16 protein-coding genes and 6 tRNA genes are annotated in these 25803 nt (G+C 30.8%); 4 read left to right on the forward strand and 18 right to left on the reverse strand.

The window, feature by feature from the left end; translation table 11 throughout:
* Positions 1 to 192: 192 nt before the first annotated feature.
* The gene (locus KTF99_RS12330) at positions 193 to 4335 is read right to left on the reverse strand and encodes an InlB B-repeat-containing protein (protein ID WP_029480952.1); all 4143 of its coding nucleotides are present in this window, start codon (positions 4333 to 4335) and stop codon (positions 193 to 195) included.
* A gap of 287 nt (positions 4336 to 4622) precedes the next feature.
* Here KTF99_RS12330 and KTF99_RS12335 point away from each other — a divergent pair, with 287 nt between their 5' ends.
* Positions 4623 to 5336 (forward strand): GntR family transcriptional regulator, encoded by a 714-nt coding sequence (locus KTF99_RS12335; RefSeq protein WP_054322524.1) that lies wholly within the window; start codon positions 4623 to 4625, stop codon positions 5334 to 5336.
* A gap of 23 nt (positions 5337 to 5359) precedes the next feature.
* On the opposite strand, the gene KTF99_RS12340 is transcribed toward KTF99_RS12335, so the two are convergent.
* A complete protein-coding gene (locus KTF99_RS12340; protein ID WP_029480956.1) occupies positions 5360 to 5560 on the reverse strand; it encodes a hypothetical protein in 201 nt (66 codons plus the stop codon).
* A 75-nt stretch (positions 5561 to 5635) separates the two neighbouring features.
* Entirely contained in the window at positions 5636 to 6421 is a 786-nt protein-coding gene (locus tag KTF99_RS12345) for a MurR/RpiR family transcriptional regulator (RefSeq protein ID WP_003537247.1), read from the reverse strand.
* A gap of 154 nt (positions 6422 to 6575) precedes the next feature.
* On the opposite strand from KTF99_RS12345, the gene KTF99_RS12350 reads away from it, so the two are divergent.
* Entirely contained in the window at positions 6576 to 7712 is a 1137-nt protein-coding gene (locus KTF99_RS12350; RefSeq protein ID WP_008791106.1) for an MFS transporter, read from the forward strand.
* 57 nt (positions 7713 to 7769) lie between these two features.
* On the opposite strand, the gene KTF99_RS12355 is transcribed toward KTF99_RS12350, so the two are convergent.
* The 10 genes from KTF99_RS12355 to KTF99_RS12400 form a co-directional block, all read right to left on the reverse strand.
* Positions 7770 to 11240 (reverse strand): DUF4082 domain-containing protein, encoded by a 3471-nt coding sequence (locus tag KTF99_RS12355; RefSeq protein WP_029480958.1) that lies wholly within the window; start codon positions 11238 to 11240, stop codon positions 7770 to 7772.
* A gap of 329 nt (positions 11241 to 11569) precedes the next feature.
* Entirely contained in the window at positions 11570 to 13075 is a 1506-nt protein-coding gene (locus KTF99_RS12360; RefSeq protein WP_008791104.1) for a family 1 glycosylhydrolase, read from the reverse strand.
* A gap of 2 nt (positions 13076 to 13077) precedes the next feature.
* Positions 13078 to 14409 carry a PTS sugar transporter subunit IIC gene (locus tag KTF99_RS12365; RefSeq protein WP_008791103.1) on the reverse strand — a complete coding sequence of 444 codons (1332 nt, stop codon included), beginning with the start codon at positions 14407 to 14409 and terminating at the stop codon, positions 13078 to 13080.
* 295 nt (positions 14410 to 14704) lie between these two features.
* Complete coding sequence (locus KTF99_RS12370) at positions 14705 to 16627, reverse strand: BglG family transcription antiterminator (RefSeq protein ID WP_029480965.1); 1923 nt, start codon at positions 16625 to 16627, stop codon at positions 14705 to 14707.
* A 585-nt stretch (positions 16628 to 17212) separates the two neighbouring features.
* Positions 17213 to 17296: transfer RNA gene (locus KTF99_RS12375), tRNA-Leu, on the reverse strand.
* A gap of 8 nt (positions 17297 to 17304) precedes the next feature.
* A tRNA-Thr gene (locus KTF99_RS12380) sits at positions 17305 to 17380 on the reverse strand.
* A 15-nt stretch (positions 17381 to 17395) separates the two neighbouring features.
* Positions 17396 to 17471 (reverse strand) — tRNA-Val (locus KTF99_RS12385).
* 4 nt (positions 17472 to 17475) lie between these two features.
* Positions 17476 to 17551, reverse strand: a tRNA-Glu gene (locus KTF99_RS12390).
* A 1-nt stretch (position 17552) separates the two neighbouring features.
* Positions 17553 to 17628, reverse strand: a tRNA-Asn gene (locus tag KTF99_RS12395).
* 102 nt (positions 17629 to 17730) lie between these two features.
* Positions 17731 to 18597 (reverse strand): hypothetical protein, encoded by an 867-nt coding sequence (locus KTF99_RS12400; RefSeq protein ID WP_008791055.1) that lies wholly within the window; start codon positions 18595 to 18597, stop codon positions 17731 to 17733.
* A 131-nt stretch (positions 18598 to 18728) separates the two neighbouring features.
* Between KTF99_RS12400 and KTF99_RS12405 the strand changes: the two genes are divergently transcribed.
* Positions 18729 to 19589 (forward strand): SPL family radical SAM protein, encoded by an 861-nt coding sequence (locus KTF99_RS12405; protein ID WP_008791054.1) that lies wholly within the window; start codon positions 18729 to 18731, stop codon positions 19587 to 19589.
* Positions 19590 to 19766: 177 nt separating this feature from the next.
* Positions 19767 to 19842, forward strand: a tRNA-Lys gene (locus KTF99_RS12410).
* A gap of 98 nt (positions 19843 to 19940) precedes the next feature.
* Here the strand turns inward: KTF99_RS12410 and KTF99_RS12415 are convergent.
* From KTF99_RS12415 to KTF99_RS12435, 5 genes are all read right to left on the reverse strand, one after another.
* Positions 19941 to 21419, reverse strand: a complete 1479-nt coding sequence (locus KTF99_RS12415; protein WP_003537231.1) for a family 1 glycosylhydrolase — start codon at positions 21417 to 21419, stop codon at positions 19941 to 19943.
* A 3-nt stretch (positions 21420 to 21422) separates the two neighbouring features.
* A complete protein-coding gene (locus KTF99_RS12420; protein WP_003537230.1) occupies positions 21423 to 22814 on the reverse strand; it encodes a PTS transporter subunit EIIC in 1392 nt (463 codons plus the stop codon).
* Positions 22815 to 22895: 81 nt separating this feature from the next.
* Positions 22896 to 23765, reverse strand: a complete 870-nt coding sequence (locus tag KTF99_RS12425) for a PRD domain-containing protein (protein WP_009009635.1) — start codon at positions 23763 to 23765, stop codon at positions 22896 to 22898.
* Between the two features lie 15 nt (positions 23766 to 23780).
* The gene (locus KTF99_RS12430; RefSeq protein ID WP_003537226.1) at positions 23781 to 24248 is read right to left on the reverse strand and encodes a PTS sugar transporter subunit IIA; all 468 of its coding nucleotides are present in this window, start codon (positions 24246 to 24248) and stop codon (positions 23781 to 23783) included.
* Positions 24249 to 25093: 845 nt separating this feature from the next.
* On the reverse strand, positions 25094 to 25803 hold a 710-nt coding region (locus KTF99_RS12435), incomplete at its 5' end, for a site-specific integrase (RefSeq protein WP_217215593.1).

The following is a 25803-nucleotide window of genomic DNA, read 5'->3' on the forward strand; positions in this document are numbered from 1 at the left end:
ACCTGATTGTTCATCACGCTTATAAACGCTTTAAACAACCAGGTCTTGCCTAATCAAATAGTAACAATCCTATGCACTAACAATTATAGTTAATCACGTAAACCATGTCAATTAATTTACTAATAAAAGATTATTATTTTAGTAAATATAATTATATGTGGAAAAAGCAGGTAAATTACCTGCTTTTATATTTTAGCTCTGATGTTTAAATTTCCTTTTCAACTCAGCTAATAAAACTAATGCTCCGATAAACATTCCTATATATCCAAATAATTGAACCTCATCTCCCGTTGCTACTACTGAACTATCCTTAGACTCATCAGGTTTTACGGTTACTTCACCAGCTTTTTTAAATGAGGCCCTTACACGAATATCAGCCGTAACATTTTTAATCATATATGAGTTATCCTTAATTTCAACTGCCTTTTCATTGATTAGTAATTGATCAAGTTCATAGCCTTGGTCAGGAACAACTTTTAAAGTAACGCTTTCACCAGCGTTAACAGTTGACCTATCAGCTATAACTTTACCATTTACAGTATCTTCAATAAAAATACCAAATGTTGTATCTGAATCATTTATATTTTTTACATTAATACTATCTAAAACATACCAGCCCTGCTCTGTCACTTCCGCATCTTTAAGGGCTAAAGCAATTTCCGGAAGATTATTATTTTTATCATTAACAATTGCTGTTGCTAGTTTGTATTCACCTGATTTAATACTATTTGGCAATTTAAATGTAGTCTCATAATGATTATTTCCATCTTCGAAAAGCCAATCACCCGGGTTTACTTTATCAGTATCTTCATTATATTGATAAATAACCTGATTTGTTTTTGGGTCCAATAATGCGAAAGCAACATGATATTTATTATCCCAATGTTTATTTTTATTCGGCAACATGCCTAGCCCTAAATTACGCCACGCTTGTTTAATAGTTATTTCTTCCCCGGTCGTGAAAAGCTCAGGAACTTCTAAACTAGTCAAAGCGAGGCGATAGCCACCATTCAAACCAAATTTATTCAATAAACCAGAACCGTTTTGTTGATCATTCTCTAGCCATTTCTGACAGTCCATTACAACCCGAGCATCTAGAGTATTTGCTCGACATGCCAAAGCATCAGCTACGACCTGACGTAAAATACCATCCAAAGTCGGATAACCAGCATTATTATACCAGTATTCTCGTACTTTAAATGAATGATAACAATTTTCTGCAAAAACTGGTATTCCTTGATTAAACCATTCTAATGTTTGATTTCTAATTGCATCCGTCATCCAGCCAAATGTATCACGGCGAACAACAAAATCATATTCTTTGTCAAATGCTCCAGTATAAGGTTTGTCAGTATTAATGATCTCATCATTTTCTTGAGTCCCATAATTTTCTGGTTGTCCTTCTTGAGCTCCCAATAAAACATCCGGGAAATATTTATCATATATTTTAATCACTTTTTCAACCGCATCATAAACATTATCATCCCACTCAGTACTAAATTTAACGTGATGTGCTTCACCCCAGTTACCAAAGCCCATACCATCAATAAAAGCAATATCTAAATCATTATTAAACTCTGCACCAAATGCTTTAATAAACTTATCTAATTTTTCTAAGAAAACAGGATCATTAATATATGGATCTTTAGCATCGATTTCTGGTGCCGTATCATCAGTTCGATCAGTTTTATACCAGCTTGCTCCTGCTTTAAATACATATTCTGGTGTTGCCTGCTGAAAAGCATCACTTGAATCCACCAATACCCTAAAAGCTAATTGAATTCCTCGCGCTCTTGCTCCACTAATTAATTTACTCAACCTGCTATCAGGATCATTCCATGCATAATTTCCTTCTGATGGTTCATACCAGCTCCAAGGATTACGAATATATAAAATATTTGTCTTTAAACCTTGAGCATATAATTCATCCATTTCAGCCCAATATTTATCAACATCGGTATCTTGGAATTCATAATATTGAACCCATCCCATTGACGGATTATTATAAATCGTTTCATTATCAACAATAGTTGAAATCAATTTATTGCCGGGCAAAACTCTTCTTGGTACAACAACTTCAAACTCATCTGTGATACCAACATCCTGACCATCTTCACTACTAACCTTTAATGTTATTTTAACTTTTGTATCTGTCAAAGGTGCATTAATATTACCATTTAAATCAATGATTTCCTCATGATCAGAACTATTGATCGATACCTCATAGCCTTTTAAATGAGGAATTGGAAATTTGCTTTCACCTTGATTTACAACTATATTGGTATCAATACTTTCAGCATAGTACTGAGCATTATTATTTATTGTTCCAATTGCATTTAAATCTATAAATAAATAGGAATTATCCCAAACTAGATTAGCTTTATTTACGATCAAGCGAATTTTACTAGTTGTAAGTTCATTAAAAATAAGCTGCTGTGATTCTCTAATTTGATTATCGGTTTTATGTTTAAAATCAAATGTATCAACATTTTTCCAACCATTACCATCCCAAATTTCCACAGTCAAATTACCAATACCTTGTGAATTAGGAAAATGTGCCGTATAAACAAGTTCATTAGTTGTAATTGTCCGTGGTGAAAAATCTAAGATATACTCATCACTATCAGAATATGTAGTTTTATAATAACTACTTACATTATTATCAACCATTCCAGCTGCATCAATATTTTCACCATTATGATAAACTCGGGCATTTGATAAAAGATTATCTTTTAAATATACACCTTCTGTTTCAATTTCATTGATTACAATATTTTCATTACTTTGTAATTCTAAAATAAATATATTTCCCAAAGATAAATAACCGGGATCAACTTCAAAATAATCCCCATTTTTATCACTTTTCCAGTCTGGTTTAAAATCACCAGCTAAATCATTGATCATCCCATTTTCATTGACATTAACATTACGATAATAATTAGTATTCGCAATACCTTTTAAGGTAACAGTTTCAATGTTTTTATTACTCGTATAAATTCTCATTTTCTTTAATGCAATATTGGCAAACTTATTATTTTCAGGCTTAACTTCAAACAATAAAGACGTATTCCCATTATTACTCCAACCGCTTTTTATGTCACCATCAGTTATACTTGTAATTTTATAGGCTTGATCATTAACCAAAGAAATATCTAAATATTTAGAACAGTTTTCAATATTTATATCTTGATCTAACGAAATACGATACTCATCACTATAAAGATCTAATCCCTCACAAGTAACATGAATACTATATGTACCCACTGGTACTGTCTTAGGAATTACAAATTCATAATTTAATTTACCATTTTTCATCTCAACTTGATATTTGACTGGTCTTGCTAGTGATTGATGAGATTTAAAATCGACTAACTCTAAATTTATTGTAGTAGATTTATTCTTATTTTTTATTACCATTGGTACAATATTTTTCACACCATAATTTCCTTGTGAAGAACTTATTTGAATAGATGGTAACTCTCCAGATTTATAACCCCATACCTGTACTTCAACAATATCATTCGTATTTTCCCAACTAGTATATGAATCTAATGTTTTTAACATGATTTTATTAGTTGAATAAACTTGATCAAATTGAATTCGAAATGGCTCACATTCAATATTCTTATCCCACCTAAATTCAAATTCACGACTGCCATTATTTAAAATATTTTCCCAAGTTTGACTACTATCATCCCAATATAATATTTCTGCAACTTTAGGGCCTTGGTCATTTCCATATGTTGAATATAGATCTAAAGAATACACATCTATTAAATCCTCTCCATAATCAAATGTAAAAATTCCTGGATTTTCTCTAGTTGGCTTATTTGTAACGGGCGTATACATCGCCCACTGAATACCATCAATTAAATCGCCTATTACTCCTGAATATCCAGTAACGTTGGTACTGATCTTACTGCTTAAATTAACATTATTTAATAAAATTAGACCATTTGTAACACTTTCACTATCAATCGTTGTTCTTACTTGATATTGACCCCCTGACAATGTTCCTGGTACTTGCAGCACTAATTGAGTAGTGTCACCATTGATTACCCCATTTTGCTTTGTTGCTTCTACTTCTCTTGCTTCTTCATCAATCAGTACTGTGTTATATTCTTTACCACTCAATCCCGTTCCAGTTATCGTAATTGTCAGATTAGCATTTGGTACTACCGGTTTATTATCTTTATAAACCTCTGTATAACCCACTTTCAAGATAGTTTGATCTAAATGCTGTTGCCAATTTCCTTGAGCCTTGATTGGAACAATATAACTAAAAAACATCGCCACTATAACTAATAACGAAACAATCTTACCTCTCTTTTTCATAATAAAGTTTCCTTTCCAAAATAAACACTATTTCATTCGTTTATCCCCTTTATTTCCCCAAACTACTAACACATTTATTATCAATATTCACACTCCTTTTCTACATCTTTTGCGATTGTTACCAAACAATTTTATTGTTATCTACTTTTAGAACACAACGTTTTAATACCAGTGTCAATACAAAATGTAAGGGGTTTCTTTTTTGTCCTATATATGCAAAATTGTTACCAAACACTTTACAAAATAATAATTAAATGATATTTTTATAAATAAGGATGGGAGATATTATGAGAAAGTACGAAACAATTTCCATTGATTTAAAGAAACGAATTGAAAATGGTGAATTTGAAGAAACAAAAAAGCTGCCTACTGGTGGGCAGCTGATGAAAGAATATGATGCTAGTAAAAACACCATCAGCAATGCTATTAATTTGCTGGTTAATGATGGATTGTTATTTGCTATTCATGGTAGTGGTTTTTACATTCGAAAACCAAATAAAGGAACTATCAAATTAAATAACACAATCGGTTTTTCAGCTGAACATCCCGGTGAAAAATTAGAACGTGATATTTTAAGTTTTAAATTAATTGACTGTGATACTGATCTAGCAGAACATTTAGAATGTAAAGTTGGTACTCCAGTTTATGCAATAAAACGATTAATGTATATTGATGATATCCCTTTTGCTGTTGAATATACTTACTATAACAAAGACATCATTCCTTATCTTAATGAAGACATTGCAAAAACATCAATTTTTTCTTTTATTATTAATGATTTAAAACTTACGATCGGCTTTTCTGAAAAATACATTTTTGCTAAACCACTATCAAAAGAAGATCAAGAGCTTTTAAACCTAGAACCTGATGCCTTTGGTTTAATTATCGATGATAACGTTTTCCTTTCAAACGGCAAAAAATTTAATTACTCGAAAATCTGGTATAATTATAAATATGCTAATTTTTTCAACAATGATAAATCAACTCGTAAAAAATCATAAACAGTATTATAGTTTATGATTTTTTATTTAGGCTGATTATGATTTTTTCTATGATGACTATCTTGATTATACCCTGACTGACACCCTTCAGGAACCTCCTCTTGATTAAATATAGCTAAAATATTATACAGTTCTTGAACACTAAACTTATTAAGTTCAGCAAAAGAATATTGTGAAGTATAAGACATAATCGTTTCAATAATTTGATATTTACCCGCAGACATATGATGTGATGAAGCGTTATGATGAGTTTCTTGATCAACTTGTGAACAATGATATCGATTAGTTCCAAGCAGGTTTTATAATTTGAAATAAATCATTTCACATAACAATCGATTTAAATATGGCAAAGAATAATAACCATCATTATAACTGTCAGGAATTCCATAAACATATAATAAATCAGCATACTCCTTTAAATAATCTTCTTCTTGAACAAAGGCAATGATTTTTATTTTACGTTCCTTTGCATAATCTAAAATCTCTTTTTGAGCATCAGAAAACCATTCCTTATATACACCAATAAAAACAATAGTATCATTATGATCTAACTGGTTTAGATACATCTTTTCAAACTCATAAAAATTAATCAAATATGCCGGAATATCGTTGACTAACATCTCTAACTGCAGCGTATAAAAATCCGCCAGTTCATGACTATCACCAATAAATGTAACACTTTTTGAAGTTTTGAGTAACTTAACAATTTCTTTTAACTTATCAATATCTAAATTTAATTTAGTCTGTCTTAAGTTAGCAAGACCATCAACATATAAAGATTCACTCATATTTTCAATCGTCGTCCGCATAAATCTTTGAGTATGAGAAATAATTCGGCGCATTTTAACATCCCTAGTAAACAACTCAAATTCATATTTAAAAGCCTGAAAGGATTCAAAACCAGCTTTATTGATGAAACGACTAACTGAAGCAGGAGAAATATTAGCTTCTTCTGCAATCTTCTCTAATGATAATATTTTAATATCCTCAATGTGATTAATAATCGTTCTAGCAATATTATAATCATTACTATTTGCGATTCTTTCATTACAAAATTTAATAAAACTAAAACAATCATTCTTCATCTTTTTTTCCTCCAAATTATCTTTATATTTTTATAATACAACAAAATTAACCTTAAATATTTAATTTTATCTTAATATTACAACTTTTTCACACAATTATTGCTTTATAATTTAATATTTGCTAATGTTAATTAAAAGGTGGTATCAACATATAATGAAAAACAAACTGATCTTGTTATCAATATTATCTGTGGCATTAGTTTCATCGATTAGAGGCTCAATAATTCCAGGAATGAATTTGTTATATCAAGAATATTCTGCTTATCCTATGTCTACTGTCTCTTTAATCATCACGATTCCCTCTATAGCTGTTATCCCTACCTCATATTTTTGTAGTAAGTTTGTTGGAACAAAAGTTTCTTATCGAACTATATTGATTGCGATGAACGCTGCTCTTTTATTTGGTGGGACTGGTCCATTCTTTATTGACGAGCTCTATTCAAGATTATTTTTACGACTGCTCTTTGGTATTGGAATCGGAATTGCCATTTCTTTAAATAAATCCATCATTTTAGAATATTACACTGATAATCGTCAAATCAAGTATTTAGGTTATACAACGATCATTTCCAGTCTAGGTGCAATCTTCTTCCAAACATTAGTTGGCTATTTAAGCAAGATTTCAACTGACTTTATGTTTCTTGGTTATTTACCTTTAGTAATAACACTTATTCTATCTTTTTATATTCCTGATATTCCTTTAAAAGCACCATCCAAATCAACTATCAAAAAAGAAAAAAACATCAAACTTCTCACCATCAGTATTTTCTTTCTAATCTTAAATATGCTGATGTCATCGATTGGTATTAATTTGTCAACTTTGTTTGCTACGAAATCATTTGCAGACATAGCTGTAATAACAGTCCATGCTAATAACATTAATTCTATTTGTTCAATCAGTTCGGGTCTATTATTTAATAAGATATATAATAAATTCAAGAATAATTTCCTCCCCATTTCCTTATTTCTTTGCGCTTTATCTTTAGCAATTTACATTTTTGGGAAAAGTTACATCAGCATGTATATTACTTCGGGAATCTTCGGCTTTACCTATAATACCATTATTTTATATATCTTCTTGATTGCAGCGCAGACCGCTAAAGAAAAGGGTAATGCAGCTGTGGGCGGATATATGGGAATAGCTGCTGGAATTGGTGGCTTTCTTCCCTCATTTCTAGTTTATCTTTGTCAATTATTCTTTAATGAAAGTATTTATTCTGTTTTGTTTATTGCTATCATGTTTTTAGTTTTTGTCGGATTCATCACTATTAAGTTTTTACCTGCAAAATAAAATCGTAACATATAATTTTAAACAGGTGCAAAAGAAGAATTCCTAGGAATTCTTCTTTTAATAAATATTCTTTCTTTTCTTTATGATTACAAACAGACCTGCCATGATCCCAATTAAAGAGATATAGAGACTCATTAAATTCTCATCCCCCGTATTTGGGACTACTGGCTTTTTGTCAACTGGCTTAATCGAGTTAATTGGAGTAACACTGCCCTCTTTCTTTTCAAGAGTATCAATTGCATCATTAATTGCTTTTGCCATAGCATCAACTTCAGCTTGCTGTGTAATATTTTTTCCACGAACTACAGCATTTATTGCTGCTTCTACTTTGGAAAAATCTTTATAATCATCCTTGTTTAATTTTTCAGCAGCTACAATAGCCGCATCAACAGCCTGATAATCAGCATCTAAATAAGTTAGTTCATTTTTTGCTGCTAAAAGTGCCTCGTACAATGCATCGCCTTGTTCTTTAGTAATATTTTCAACATTATAGCCACTAATTGCTGCATCTAATGCTCGACTGAGTTTCGCATAAGAGTCTAGTGTATAGAGCTTTGCATCTAACACCTGAATTTCATTGATTAATTCTTCTAATATTTGAAGTGAATATGTTTTTGTTAATTCTGGATAAGCACAGCTCATTGCATAATGCTGCCAAGAAGCATGCTCTTGGTTTCCAACATCTGAAAAATTTCCATTTGGTTGATATGTTTCAGGATAAACACCACCAGGAGTGGAATGATCTAAAATAAAACTAGCTAAATAATCTAACTTTTCATTATCGTCTTTTACGCGATTAAACATAATTTCCCATGCTAACCCTTTACCAATAATATGATTTCCACTTTGTTGAGTATCAAAATCATAGACAACATCTAACATCTTATAATCATCATAATCTTGACTATCATATTTTGCATAAATATCATAAGTATTTTGCATGATTTTTTCATCCATTGCATACCATTGAGCTGCCATTGGAGCCCAATTGACCCATGACATTCCTTTAATAAACTTCATGTTATTATCAATATCATATAATTCAGCATAAATTTTAACTCCATCAACTTCAGTTGTTAAATATTCATTGATTCCCTTTGTTAAAGTTGCGGAAGTATCAGCCCATTTAATTGCAGAATCACTATCGCCAAATTCTTTTGCTAAAGCACTTAGTTCATACAAAGCTTGTGATGCAAATACATTTGTAATTAAATCATAAGATTTCCAATATCTTCCCTCACGTGAATGCTCAAAACTGTCATTTCTCATTAATTTATATTCGTCACTTATGTATCCTTGATCAATATAATAATTTGCAAATCTTTTAATAATTGGATAGGATTTTTTGATAAACTCTTGATTTTCTACCGTCTTTTTACATCCATTAACAAATTGAGCCCACGCATGGATCAACATATAATTCCCATCAATTTGAACATGATTGGATAAAGTATGAAGATTGGATTTATATGCAACATAGCCTGCCTCTCCAGCTACTGCAGTCCCGTTATATAATGTTGCTAAATTATCCACATTTTTACTTCCATACCAAGTAATTGTATTATCACTATTTTGTGGAGCTTTAATTTCTAAATAATAAGATTGCGTTTTATCGACTTGTTCCAACGATAAACTAAATTCTAAATGTACCATTTGCCCACTTGAAGATAGCTTAGAAATATCAATCGCAGCGTCATCTACTTTGATTGCTTCTGCACCATATCCTTTATATAAAGTTGCAATAGCAATTCCCTCTTCTAAATTATTTTTACCTAACAATACATCTACAGCCGTTACATATTGATCTAAAGATGGAATTTCCTGAATCCCAATATTTTTATCTCCAATTGTCATAAGCGGTACTCGATAATCACCCGAATATAATGGTAGGATATCTAACTCAAAATCAAAATCATGACTATCCCAATTATCACCATTTAAACTATAGGCGCTTGCTTTAAGAGCAGGGTTATAATTCCATTGTACATAATCATTATTTTCAGCCCATAAAACAAAATAATAATCTTTATCGGCAGCGACTTTAACTTCTTTTCCAAAATCAATTTGATAATTTTGTACTCCAGCTTTTTCAATTGCTATCTCCCCTGAAGCAATAGCCTTACTATTTAAACTTTCTCTTAATTCACCAATCAAATTACCACCTGCCACGTTAGCATCAGCAGTAAAAGAAACGGCTTGAATTGCATCACCATTTAATGAAATTTTTTGAGCATATGGTGATTGAGCAATATTAACTTCTGAAAATACTTCCGCTGCAATAACATAACCAGTTTGTGACCAAACATTATTTTCCCAGTTCATAGATGCTACAGAACCCGCAAACATTGAAGAACCACAAGCAATAACTTGACCGCTGGTTGTTGTAATATGAACATAATATTTTTGTCCTGGTGTCACAGGAATATTTTCTCCAAAATCAACTGTTTGCCAGCCATTACTTGATACTGTTTGTGAAATAGTTTTTATTGTTTTTGCCTCATTTCCAGGTTCAGTTGTCAACTTAAAAGTAACAGGAGCACTTCCGGTTAAATAAACTCGAAACGAACAGATAGAATCACTATTTGGCACAAATGCAAAAGCAGAATTATTAGTAGTTGCATTAATTAAAAATAAAGCAATCGAATGATCTGTATTTGACATAAATGAATTATCTGTTTTTTCATCATCATTTCCGTTTAATTTAAATGCCGGATATGCGCTTTCTGCAAAGCCGCCTAAAACCGGAACATCATAATTATAACCCATAATAGCATTATCCGCAGGTTTCCCATCAGCCTTTCCGAACATAGCAATACCATTATTAGATTGTACAAAGAAATGATAAGTTTCTCCTTTTTTTACAGTAATTGGCTGGTCAAATGTAAATGTCTGCCAGCCACTAGCAGTAACTGTAATCTCTTTACTTATCAACTCTGTTGAAGCATCTGTAATATTTGTTCGCAAACTTCCAGTTAAAACATCATTTCCAGTAGAATTAGTGAAAATAGAAATTGATGTTACTTTATCACTATCTGTTTGAAATGCTACTCCACCACCGTTATTTGGTCCTTTTAACCCAAATAACGCATGATCAGAAAAAGTCTGTGAGGTATATAAATTTTGTGTCTGTGCTGTTTCTCCCTGGGATAGATAGGAGTTCCCAAATTCTTCATCTTCATAATCAGGAACGATATGCTGAGCATAATCTGCCCCTAGTCCTTGTTGATAGCTCAACAAAAAATTTAATACTTGTCTTGATTTTTGATAATCACCATAAGCATTTTGTGCCATTACTTGAATCGAACTATCACGAATAAACATTCCCTCATAAGCCCCTGTCAAAGAAGTCGGTGCATAACCCCGATTCGTAATTCGATTCGTTAAATTAGCATATGTATTCTTATACATTTCTTTAGCCGCATCGCTTGTCCCTACATGTTCAACTGCAAAAGATGGTGTTCCTAATAATGAAATTACCATTCCAGCAGTTAAGACAATAGTCATTATTTTTTTTAACTGTTTCTTCATCTTCCTCACCTCTCTAATTTGTGTGTTGTTTACTCAATGTATATTGTCTACTTTTATTATTCCCTCCTTTTAGAACAGGTATTTTAATCAAAAAGACAAGACTAAAAAGTATTACACTTTTTTGGTCTTGCCTACCTAAAGTAACAACCCACTAGTATATCTTTAATATACTATTATTTATTATCATTTTAAATCTGTCTATACAATTTTGGTACAATATTTCATTAAATAGTATAATTCTGGTACATTGTTTCACTATCCCACTAAAAAGGAAGTGATTTTAGAAACCATTCCCTTTAAATAACATAATTTTAAACAAATAAAATAATCTAGCCTAGAATTTCGCCATTTGATTCAATCACTTTTTGATACCAGTAAAATGAATCTTTTTTCTTTCTTTTAAAAGTACCATTACCTTTATCGTCCAAATCCACATAAACAAAACCATATCTTTTTGCCATTTCTCCTGTACCCGCCGATACAATATCAATGCACCCCCAGGTCGTGTATCCGAGTAAAGGAATTTGATCTATCTCTACTGCCTTTTTGAATTCAACAATATGACTACGCAAATACTCAATACGATAATCATCATGAATCGCTCCATCTTCTTCAACAATATCATAATTACCCATTCCATTTTCGACAATGAATAGTGGTTTTTGATAACGGTCATATAATTCATTTAAAACAAACCTAAGACCTTTGGGATCAATAGGCCATCCCCACGCAGTTTTTTGTAAATAAGGATTGGGTGATGCTTGCTGCCCTCCTGTCGTTGTTGTATTACTTGCATCACAATCAAATGCTGTTGTACGATAATACGAAAAAGCTAAATAGTCAGATGTATTTTCTTTTAGCACCTCATCATCACCCAGCTCTTTTTTTAAAGTGAACTTATATTCATCAAAAATACTTTGAGCATAATTAGGATAATATCCTCTCATCGTGATGTCTGAAAACATCAACGCTTTTCTTCTAAATTCATATGCTCCAAATACATCTTCTGGTTTGCAAGTCATAGGATATATTCCTGATAAAGCACACATTGTCCCGAGCATAAAATTAGGATTTATTTTTCTAGCTATTTTATTTGCCTTAGCACTTGCCACTAATAAATGATGAATTGCCTGCAGCTTGATTCCAGCATCCTCAACAGGTGTTTCCCCCTGATTAGAATTACTTTTAGTCTTCCTATTATTTGATGCAAGACCTAATGTCCAATATCCACCTAAAACATTAATCTCATTTACTGTAATCCAATATTTGACTTTTGTTTTCCAGCGTTCAAACAGTGTAGAAGCAAAATTCAAATAAAATTCTATTAATTTACGATTTATCCATCCACCATATTTTTCAGCCAAATTCAATGGCATATCAAAATGAAGAATTGTCACTAAAGGCTCGATGTTATATTTTTTCAATTCATCAATAACAGCATCATAAAATCTTAGACCATCTTCATTCGGTTCTTTGTCATCACCATGAGGAAAAATACGTGTCCATGAAATAGATAAACGATATACTTTAAACCCCATTTCTGCCATTAATTTAATATCTTCTTTATAACAATGATAAAAATCTGTAGCATTATGACTTGGATAATATTCTGATTCCTTAATAAATGGGTGAAATCCAAATGGAATACATTCCCCAGCCTGAATACTTGTAATATTACCATTATCAGCTTTACAATAAATTCTTCTAGGATTTTCTTGATTTCCATCAGTTAACATATCGTGAACAGCAATACCTCTTCCCCCTTCTTGCCATCCCCCCTCATATTGATTTGCAGCAGTTGCGCCACCCCATAAAAAATTTGTAGGAAATTTCATAATCATTCTCCATTCATATTTTTATCTTTTTCAGATTTTTCTGTTGCATCTTCAATTGCCGCCTGTTTATTTGATACTGAAACAAACGGAACCCAGACAAAGAAAGTTACAACTAAAATGATTGCCTGGATAATAATTCCATGTAATCCATAGCTTATAAACCCTGTAATAAAAATCGGTAACCCAGGAGGGCAATCCACAATGCCACATGTCAAAAAGCCTATATTAGTCGCAAAAATAGCAATTAACGCAGCAATCGCAGAGTTACAAATAAATGGAATAGCAAAAATTGGATTTAATACTAATGGTAAGCCAAAAACTACCGGTTCATTAATACCACAAATACCTGGAACAATTGAAAATTTAGCAATTGCTTTATGATCTTCACGTCTTGAAAATAATAATATAGCTATTAATAATGACAGTGTGATTCCACCACCGCCTACAACAACAAAACTTGTCCAAAATCCCCTTGTTAAAATATTTGTTGCAACATGTCCTGCTGAAACCGCAGCAATATTATCTGCCAATCCAGCAGCTGATAATGGACCTCTAATCCCTTCGATAACCATTCCTCCATGAATTCCAAGAAACCAAAATAGTTGATTGACAAGAGATAATACCACGATTCCAATCGTTGTATTTGCTAATGCTTGTAATGGAATTTGAATAATGTTATAAATCCATACATTTAAGTAATTACCAGTGAACGATTCGAATAAACATCCACAAATAGCAAACAATGCAATAATAATAAAAATTGGAATTAAAATATTGAATGAACGTGCTATTCCTGTTGGTACTGAATCAGGCATCTTTATTTTAATGGCATCTATTTTTGATAATCCCTTTAATAATTCTATAGCCATGATTGATATGAGCATAGAAACAAATAAGCCCTGGGCCCCAATAACTCCTGAACCCAAACCACTGATTATAATAGGATCTTTCAATCCCTCAACAGCCGTACTAATGGCATTAGGACATACTGCTAAATATGCTAATAACCCTATCAATCCACTTTCTAAAGTTGGCAACCCTTCTCTTTGTGCCAATTTAGTACCGATTAAAAAAGCAATAGGTAATGCCATACATGAAATAGTAACAAAATTCATTGCTGTAAAAGCTGGTGATAGCTTTATTAACCATGGAAACCATTGTGCTAAACCACTAGTCCCCGAAACTAAAATATTTAACATACTTCCAAATGAACCAATAATAATAAAAGGTACATACATCGTAAAGGCATCCTTGATTGAGCCAAGATATTTATTTGCTTCAATCTTAGCAGAGAATGCTAATAAACCATTTTGTAATTTTTCAGATAACTTCATTTTATCTCCTCTCTCCTTTTCCAAAAAATATAAGTTTTCATTCCTGCAGTAAACTATTTTCTTATATTCCTTAGCTATAATTATAAAATGAGTTATTATGGAACTCCATGCTTTTAATTTCTATTTATTTGTGGAAGTTATCAAAAAATAAATATTACATATAAATTATAAGGAATCTCATTAAGTATAAAATTTGTATCGTGCTAATTTATCTTTGTAAAATAAAAATAACTGCCGATTTAATCCGCAGTTACCCTATCTTCTTATTAGATAGTTTAGTAAAAACAGCTAGTTATTATCGTTCTAAAACCGTTTCGATTTCTTCAAAAATCGCAATAATTTCTTCATAAGTTTTCTTTCTGATGATCCTTTTAACATATAAAGGATTTTTAATCATATAAGCTAATTCATGATACAAATTTAATATTTTTGAATTTATCGGTTCTCCTATCAAGGGAACAATTATTAATTGAACCCTCTTTTCATTCCATAGAATTGGCTTTGATAAAATACCAATAATTACTTCTGTTTGATTATTTGCACTTATTCCATTTAAAGATAAAATAGAAATCATATTATCTAATTCATGATTAGCTACCTTATCATTTTCAATTATTTCTTGAATTATATTTTTATCATAATTAGTGCTATTGATTATAAATGATATAGCTTCTTCCTTAGTATCCGCATTGATTGATGTTAATACCATTCGCTTATCTATATAATCTCTTATCTTAAATACTTCTTGATCACACAGTATTGTTTCAATTCTCTTTTTATCATTATCACTAAAAAAATAATTGACTTCAATACTTGGTACAGAAAAATCACGTCTTAGTGGAATACTGGATATTAATAAATTAATATTTGTAAAATCATAATTATTTAACTCAATATAATCAGCTGTCTTAACCTCATTAATATATTTTCCATACATCTCTTTAATTTGATAAGCCAATGTATGAGCTGTCCCTCTTCCTAGACCACTTACAACTAAAATATTTTTCTTGTTTTTTATTTGCGTACGCAATAAAGCTAGATTCATATGTAATGCAATATAACCCATCTCATCTTCACTAAGGCGGTTGCCATGATAATCACTGAATTGATCACAAGCTGTTACTGCCATTTGATAGGCAAAGATATTTTGCTGTTTAATTTTATCAATTAACGGATTATGAAGCACTACATTATACCGCGAACGAACCTCCAAGGGGATTAAATGTAATACTAATTGTGATTTTAATTCTTCATCTTGAGTTAAATCGATTCCCCATTTACAGTCAATATTATTAATCATATTATTGACTAACTTATTAACATCAAAATCTTCGATAATGCGATGGATACTTTCATCAAAATGACAAATAATTCTTTTTGCTGCTAAATGTATAGAAAGTGATACTATTTCTTGATCTTTCATTTCTATTGTCAATTCATCATTAATTAATTTTGCCAATTCAACAGCCACTATACTATCAGTCCAGCGAGCTATATCGATAACCATCTTATCAGTTGATTTTAAAAATATTCCTTTTTTAATTCTTTTTAAAGAGATATAAATATCAATTATAAAATTTTGAACTGAAACTTCAGACATTGATATTTGATATCTAGTTAATATTCTATCTACAATATCTTCAATCTTCAAAATCAGCTGGAGCTCATCATTGTTAAATTGTGTTCCAGGAAACCCTTCTCTTTGATCAATATGTGTAATATAAATCTGTGCGAGGCAGAGTCTTTTATTAAACTCCCTGCCTTCTACCCTCATTCCATAATGAGGTTTTTGTAATAATATTAAATCATATTTTTGAAAAGCCTTTCGTACGGATTTAATATTTTGTGATAATACCGACTGAGAGATAAAAAGCTTTTCACATAGAGCTTCTGCCTTGACCCAACCATTATTCTCAATCAGATATTTTTGAATCCATTCCTCTCTCTCTGTCACACTATAAATTGAAAAATCGTTAGTATCATTAAAAGAATTACATAAATTTATAAATTCTTCAATATCGTTAATTACCAGCTTAATACCACGAGATGGAGTGACTTCTATATAATTATCTGTTGCTTTCATATCACAATTCAAAGATTTTATATCTTTAAGTATGGTTTTTGTACTAACATTATTCATAGCACTTAATGTTTCAGAAGTTACATATTCCTCTGTTTCTTTTAAATATTTTAATATTTGGTAGTTTCGCTTATTCATAGTAGCATTATTATATCACAACATATACTTTGTCTCTATCAAATTAAACCAAACATGACCCTCATTTTTTATCACTCTGAATTTCCATAGAAAAACTGTAATCTCTAAAAGAAAATTATTTTTCATTATAGTTTCCTGATAAAATGATAATAGTAAATGGTCTTCTTTAAAATATATCATCTATAATTATATTCAATTTACTTTCAATTCTATCAGCAGCTTTTTTAACAATTTGATTTTCATGGTATAGATAATTAATAACTAAATTCTGCATATAAAAGATAAAGATTATGATCAGAAAATGTACTGTTTTTTTTACAGTCTTTTGCGCTAATGTAAATTTATTTTATCTATGCTTTATAGTATATAAAATATCATATCGTAATTAATGATAATCGATTTATATTTTTTCTACATAGGGATTTACACATTTTTATACAAAATATTTGCAATGCCATCAACATTGATCCGATAGTTCTTATTTAGCAGTCTCTTAGGCACAATAACTATTCCACTCCGTCTTTTATTAGAAATACAAAAAAGCGATAAACAATTTACATGTTTATCGCTTCAACACATTCAATATGGTGCGGGTGACAGGAATCGAACCTGCACGCCGAAGGCGCTAGATCCTAAGTCTAGTGCGTCTGCCAGTTCCGCCACACCCGCATATTTAATGGTGCCGGCTAAAGGACTTGAACCCTCAACCTACTGATTACAAGTCAGTTGCTCTACCAATTGAGCTAAGCCGGCCTATTATAACAAAAATGGTGGAGGTTAACGGGCTCGAACCGCTGACCCTCTGCTTGTAAGGCAGATGCTCTCCCAACTGAGCTAAACCTCCATAATGGTGACCTGTACGGGATTCGAACCCGTGAATGCATGCGTGAAAGGCATGTGAGTTAACCGTTTCTCCAACAGGCCATGGCGCTTGAAGTAGGACTCGAACCTACGACCGATCGGTTAACAGCCGATTGCTCTACCAACTGAGCTATTCAAGCAACTTAGTGCCCTAATATAATATCATTATCCCTAGAATGATGCAACCCTTTTTATGAAAAAAATTTATTTTTTTATCAAAAAAGAAAAAAGTAGTAAAAATTCTACTTTTGACTAAGATATTTAGCATACATATTCTCTTCATTCATTTCATCAATCGAAATACCTTCCATCTTCATCTCTACCAGACTATCTTTTGTAGTCCTAGTATATTTAAGAACAATTCCAGTTTGTTTATCGACCAACATAGAAAAAGTGCTATCACTATTATAGAGACTATCATTTATTTTCCCCTCTACTCTATAAGTATCTCGATTAAGATATTTTTCTTCTCCCTTTATTTCATAATTATTATAAGCAGTACCTATTTGTCTGAGTGCAATATCTTCAGGTAATAAATATGGTGCTACATCGCCAAACAAATCATTAGCTACTCGACTAATATCCATATTTTCAACCCTTTCCTCAAGTGTCAAATCTTTATATTTAAATAAGCTATCATCTTTACTTACATCCTCAACTGTCATCATTTGCTTATTGATTAATTCATCTAAGTTATTATTTAAACTCACTAAATCTCCAACAAAAAAATACATTCTTTCACTATCTCTAAAAGTTACTTGGCTTTCTTCATTTTTTGAAGGAACTAAATAAATATATGACTGATATTCTGGAACATTAACTTGAAAAATATACTTGCTTTCACTTTTTTGTCCTTGATAGCTTAACGTTGAAAGCATTGTTCCACTAATTAAATTATAATGATCCACACTATTAGCCATCAACATTAATAAATCATGCTTCCCCTGATTATTATTCGCAAATATTTTATCGTTTTTATCAATTTCTCTTTTGCCATTTAGTTCTGCAATATTAATCGTTGTATCTCCTACTTCCTTTGTTACCTCTTCCCTACAGCCACTAATAACAAACATCATTGCCATCAATACTAGCACATATTTAGTCTTCATCACCATTCATCCTTTTTATTTTTATTTAATCATAACAATTATTAGAATTATGTAGAATTAATATTCCCAACAACGATTCTTTACATACATATTTCAAGCAATATGTTATGATTAAATCAGAAGGTGATAAAATGAAATATCAACCATTAGAATCTAAAAGCGCCTTAAATAAAGTTAGTGGGCGATTTCCCTTTAAGTGGGATTTAAATATCTATCGCGGCTGTCAACATGGTTGTATTTATTGTTATGCTATTTACAGTCATAAATACCTTGACAACAATGATTATTTTGGCACGATCTATTATAAAGAGAATATTTTATCTTGTTTAGAAAAAGAATTATCATCACCTAAATGGAAACACGAATTAGTTAATATTGGGGGTGTTTGTGATAGTTATCAGCCTTTAGAAGAACAATTACAAATAATGCCAGAAATTTTAAAATTAATGATTAAGTATAAAACACCTATTATTATTTCTACCAAATCATCATTAATCCTTCGTGATATTGAACTAATCAATGAATTATCAAAAATAACCTATGTTAATATTGCTTGTACTATTATTACTGTTGATGATGACTTACGTAAAATCATCGAACCAGGAAGTTCACCTATTATTGAACGATTTAAAGTAATTGACCAAATCAAAAAGGAAACTAAAGCTCATGCTGGTATTCACATTATGCCAATTATCCCTTATCTCACTGATCAACCCGGAAATTTAAATGGATTATATAAAATGGCAAAAAAAGTAAATGCTGATTATGTGTTACCCGGTACTCTCTATTTACGAGGGCAAACTAAACCCTATTTCCTTAATTGTATAAAAAAATATAATTATGATTTATATCAAAAAATTGCTTCTCTATATTATCAAAAAAATGCTTTAAAAACTTATAAACCTAAAATCTATCAAACGATCTCAGAGCTACGAAAAATATATGACCTTCCCGCCCAAGCAAAAAGAAGTCCTAAAGATCAAAATCTTTAGGACTATTTATTATATCAGCTAGTTCTTTTACTAATTCATGTTCTCTTTATGCTGAATAATTATAACAATTTTCATCATTATAAGAAAAACATTGCTAAATTAATTTATTTTTTCCCAAAATAGCTTTACATTATTTCAAAACTATGTTATTTTTATATGGCACTGTTAAGTGTCTATGACCCGCTAGCTCAGCCGGTAGAGCATCTGACTTTTAATCAGAGGGTCAGGCGTTCGAATCGCCTGCGGGTCACCATTTGAAACACTAAGATGAACTTTTGTTCATCTTTTTTTATGGTTAATTCCAATTTAAAGAATCAATGAACTTTATAAATGAATAAACAGAATATTAACTTAATCTAATTTTCTTCCGTTTGAAGCAATTACTTTTTTATACCAGTAAAATGAATCTTTTTTATATCTATTATATGTTCCATTCCCCAAATTATCTACATCAACATAAACAAAACCATATCTTTTAATCATCTCGCCAGTAGATGCAGCCACTAAATCAATACATCCCCATGGTGTATAACCAACAAGTTCAACACCATCATCAACAGCTTCAGACATGGCCTGAATATGTTGTTTCATATATTCAATACGATAATCATCATGAACCGTTTTATCTATTTCTAATTTATCATCTTGTCCTAATCCATTTTCAACAACCATAATAGGAATATGATAACGGTCGTATATTTCATTTAAAAAATAACGTAACCCCAAAGGATCAATCTGCCAACCCCACTGACTCTTTTCTAGATATGGATTAGCAACTCCAAATATTAAATTACCATTTGTTTTTTCTAAATTTTTATCTGTTGTTACACAACCAGTTGAATAATATGAAAAGGTAAAGAAATCAACTGTTCCGCTTTTTAAAATATCTTCGTCATTCTCCCCAAAGTTGATATGAATATCGTTTTCCTTCAAATAACGATGTGCATAGCGAGGATATGCTCCATTTATTTGAATATCAGGACAATAATAGAAAATATTTCTACGTTCTTTCTGTACTAATAACATATCTTCAGGTCGACAAGAATATGGATATTGTGTAATTCCAGCAATCATGCATCCTATTTGGTATTCACCACTAATTTCATGAGCCATTCTGGTCGCCAATGCACTAGCAACAAGTTGATGATGTAATGCTTGATATTGTTTCACAATATCATTATGTTGTTCTACTGTTGATAACGTATCTAAATCTTCAATAACGCCAGCTCCCATGTCCTTTTTTGATGACGAAAGAATTCCACCAGAGAAATATCCATTACCTCCAAGAATCAAACTATTAATTTCATTAAACGTTAGCCAATATTTAACAAGTCCTTTGTATTCATTGAAAAGTGTTTGACAATATTTTAAATAAAAATCTATTGTTTCACGTGCATACCAGCCATCATATTTTTCTGCTAAATGATAAGGCATTTCATAATGTGAAATTGTCACAAGTGGTTCAATATTATACTTTTTCAATTCTAAAAATACATTCCTATAAAATTCAATTCCCTTTTGATTTGGTTCTTCATCATCACCATGCGGGAAAATACGGCTCCAATTAATTGACATTCTATAAACCTTAAATCCCATTTCACCCAGTAAAGCAATATCTTCTTGATAACGATGGTAGAAATCACTCGCCTTATGTGATGGATAAAAATATTTATCCTCATCTATTTTTTCAGTGAATAACCTTGGCTCTGTTCTTGAGCCTAATGTAAAGTGATCAGCAGTTGAATCTAATTTACCATCTTCATTCCAACCACCTTCAAATTGATTAGCAGCCGTTGCGCCACCCCATAAAAAATTCTTTGGAAAAGCCACTCCCTACACCTCTTTCTCATCTATTCCTAAAATATAAGTTAATATAAATGTAATAATCATTCCTACCAATGCAGCAATTAAAAAGAATATCAAATTATTTCCTGGACCCGCAAAAGTAACTACTGCAAACATACCTCCTGATCCTGGAAATGCATAACAGGCAACTTTTAATAGTCCAGCAATTAATCCTCCAGCTGCATTTCCAATCATCGCTGCATACAATGGTTTTTTATACTTAAAAGTAATCCCGAACATAGCCGGTTCTGTTACCCCACCAACAATTGCAGTAACCGCACACGACATGGCAGTAGATTTTACTTTTTTTGTCTTAGCTTTTAATGATACTGCTAAAGTCGCTGCAAATTGATTCATATTAGAAAGAATCATAGCTGGTAAAAAGAAAGGATCATATCCTAAAGAGGCGAAGGCCGAAGTCCAATATGGTGTCATCATTGTATGCATACCAGTCATAACCATTAAAGGTAACAATGCACACAAAATAGAAACCCCTAAGAAACCAATTGTTTCATAAATCCAAATAACCGCTTCTGCCACATAAGTTCCAATATAGTATCCCAACGGTGCCGTTACTACTAACATAATTGGTAACATGACTAATAAAGAACCTGTAGGGACAACAAATGATTTTAAAATATCTGGACAATATCGATTAATTAGTTTCTCAACTTTACTTAAAATATAAACAGTTAAAATAATTGGAATAACGGTAGTTGAATAATTTGCAACATAAACCGGTAATCCAAAAATTGACATAGCAGCTCCTTCAGTTGCCATTGCAATAAAACTTGGATAAATAAGCAATGCACCTAACAACATTCCTACACCTTGGTTTGCTCCAAATTTTTTAGCAGCTGTTGCGCCTAAAAAAACGGGAAAGAAATAGATAAAAGCATCCCCCAACCAATATAAAATTTGATATGTTGAGCTTGTTTCAGGCAAGATTCCTACCATATTCGCAAGCATATAGAATACTTTGATCATTCCTCCACCAATCATCATTGGAATAATCGGCGTGATACATCCTGATATCCCATCCATAATTCCCATAAGTACAGATTTTAAAGCGACTTTTTTCTTTTCTGCATTTCCATCAAGATCTTCATCAATTGCTTCTTCTCTTTGGAGATTGCCAAACTCACAAATTTCCGCATAAGCATCAGCAACTGCGGGTCCAATAATAATCTGCAATTCATCATTGGACCATTGACTTCCTAATACCTGATCTACATTTTCTATATCAGATATCTTCACAATACTCCTGTCCTTTAAATTAAAACGCAATCTGGTTGTACAATGTTGAAAATATGTAATATTTTCTTTTCCACCGATTGAATCTAAAATCGTTTTAGCAAGTTTTTCATATTTCTTTGCCATTTTTTCTCCTCCTTTTTATATACAAAACATTATCTTGCGCGCCAAATAATGTAATGAGTAAAATAAAACCCCATCAAAGTATTACTTTTCTGGGGTGATGCCCTTTCGGTGACAATCCTCTTTTATATACAATCTATTAACATGGACTAATAAATATAATAGTTCCTCAGTCGTACATTTTTCTTTATATTCCTGATAAAAATAGTTATCTATCTTACTGATACAATCATAGGTATCTGGATACTTTTCTATCATGCTCTCATATAATTCACGATTGTTATCTGTGAACATTTCTCTAGCTTCTTTTCTTTGAACAAAATATTTTAGATGATTTTTAAACCTAAAGTAATTAAAACTCTTCTTGTCTATATTAAAATTAAAATGTTTTTCTACTATGTTAGTAACATTAAAGATAACCTTTGATATCTTATTTTCAATATTACCTGCATGCATTTTCGTATTTGTACCTTCAAGTGCATTAATAAAATGCATAGTTATACTTGTAACTTCACCTTTTGGTAAATGAGTATCTAATTCCTCATTAGTTTTTTTTACCATCCACTTTGATATTTTTGTTAATAGTGGATATTCATACTCTAATTCATAAGAATATGGTAACGAAATATCCATACCATTTTTCTCCCTAATAATAGCAAAATTAATATGATCAGCTAAAATAAACACTAAATTAGGACTTAATTCATCTTCAATATTCTTTTTTGCAACATCCACCATTTTTGTAACTAAGTTAAAAATGTTATTTGGTATTTCCTTAAGTAGACCATAATATCTATTGTCAACATCATAGAAGGTTCGCTCAATAACAGAGAGATCTTTTATTTCATAGGGAATATTTCCATATCCAATTCCTTTAGCAAATACAATAACTTCATTGTTTTCACCATCAACTGCAATTGCTATATTATTATTTATTTTTTTGATGACTTTCACGAAGTATTCCTCCTTCTATTTAATCAAAGTATCTCCTCTATGAACTTCCCTATCATAACATTCTAATTTTATACTTTGATTATAACCTGCTGTAAATATAACCATAGTTGTTTTATCTATATTCATTTCATCCATAATATTATCATCAAATTTTAATATAGGCATATTCTTCTTTACCTTATCGCCAACTTTGACAAATATCTCAAATCCTCTACCTTTTAAGTTTACAGTATCCAAACCAACGTGTACTAATATTTCAACCCCACTTCTAGTTTTAATTCCAAATGCATGTTTACTATTTGGTATCATAACAATTATTCCATCAACAGGTGAAACAACAATATTATCTGATGGAATAATTGCAAAGCCATCACCCATCATTCTTGTTGAAAATACTTTATCTGGAACATCCTCTATATTTATACATTTTCCATCTATTGGTGAAACAATTCCTCCATCTTGTTTATTCATAAATTTAAACATATTAACTCCTCCTTTTATACAAAAAAACTCTTTGATTCATTATCCTAAATAATAGGTCATGCCTCAAAGAGTTACAATCCTTCTGTTCAATTTTACACCAATATAATAACAATTATTTAACCTATTGTCAATAATATATGATAACTATCAATGATATTATTAATTTTTAAATTATCGTATACATTTAAAATCAGCTAATGTACATAAAATATTTATATATCTTGAAATATCATTTTTAATCAGATGATATTCTAGTAAAATTTGAGCATATACACATTTTATCTAATCAAACCTAAAAGCTTTTTCTATAGTTGTTAATTCTTTAGTCCATCATTCCCTCTGTCAAAGAACTTGCATCTGTATACGTAGAACCATCATTTATTTTAAAATCCTGTATAATATTCTTAATTTCATCATCAAATAAAATTAGATATATATAATAATCATAATCTACTTCTTCACATATTCTTCATGTAATTAAAAAATCAATCTATAATTAAATGTTTGAATTTATAAAATCGATTACAACTTTATATTACATTTATTAATTTTCTGCTTTCTTTTAAAATATGATAAAACGAAAAAGCGACAAATTGAATACAGTTTATCGCTTCATATATAGACATTCATAACTTTTCTAAATAATCAGATAAAGTTATTGAAATAAAATTATGGTGCCGGCAACTGGAATCTGTATTTTATTTAAAACTAACCAATACCCATTCAATAATTTAAATTGCTAATTAATATTACTCTTTATGGTATCTATAGAAAAACGTATAGACACACCTATTACAATGGAAATTATAGCATACATTTTAGTGTTTTGCAATATCCGTTTATAATTATATAATTTTCTTTATTTGATCTATCATAATTATGTCTTTTTCTTCAAGATTTTTCAATTGATTTACTTTCTCTAAAAAATCTACTATAATATTTGCCAATGTTACGGAATATGAGTTATATATACTAGCTTGATTATCAATTTTATCCACGATTTCTCCTTCTTTACTAGGAAACATATGCGAATATCTGTTAAGTGTCTGATTTCTATCTTTATGTCCCAGACGAGAACAGATAACACATATATCTGCCCCCAACGAAACAAGCAATGAAACGTTGCTATGTCTGAAATCATGTATCCTTATTTTCTTAACACCAGATTTATCACAGTATTTATTCTTCCTGTTTTCTATTGTAGAGTCCGCCAACGGTTTTTTTATTCCGAACAAATACTCTTTTTCATCAAAATCAAAATGTCTTTTCCGTTCTGAATAATACGTTAATAGCACATCTCTTAATTCAGAGTTTAACATTATAGTCCTGCTATGACCATTTTTAGGTCTGTTAATTATATAATTTCCATTTTTATCTTTTCTTCGTTCTAAACTTCTGGAAATAGTAATCAAATTATTTTTAAAATCTATTTGTTTCCATGTCATTGCCCTTGCCTCACCTTTACGAGCACCTGTATAGTACAAAAACATAAAAAACCTATAATAAAGTGGATCATCAATTGATTTAGCAAATTTTTTAAATTCTTCAAACTCCC

The organism is Erysipelatoclostridium sp. MSK.7.34, from assembly GCF_019041935.1.
Classification (GTDB): Bacteria; Bacillota_I; Bacilli_A; order Erysipelotrichales; family Coprobacillaceae; genus Thomasclavelia; species Thomasclavelia ramosa.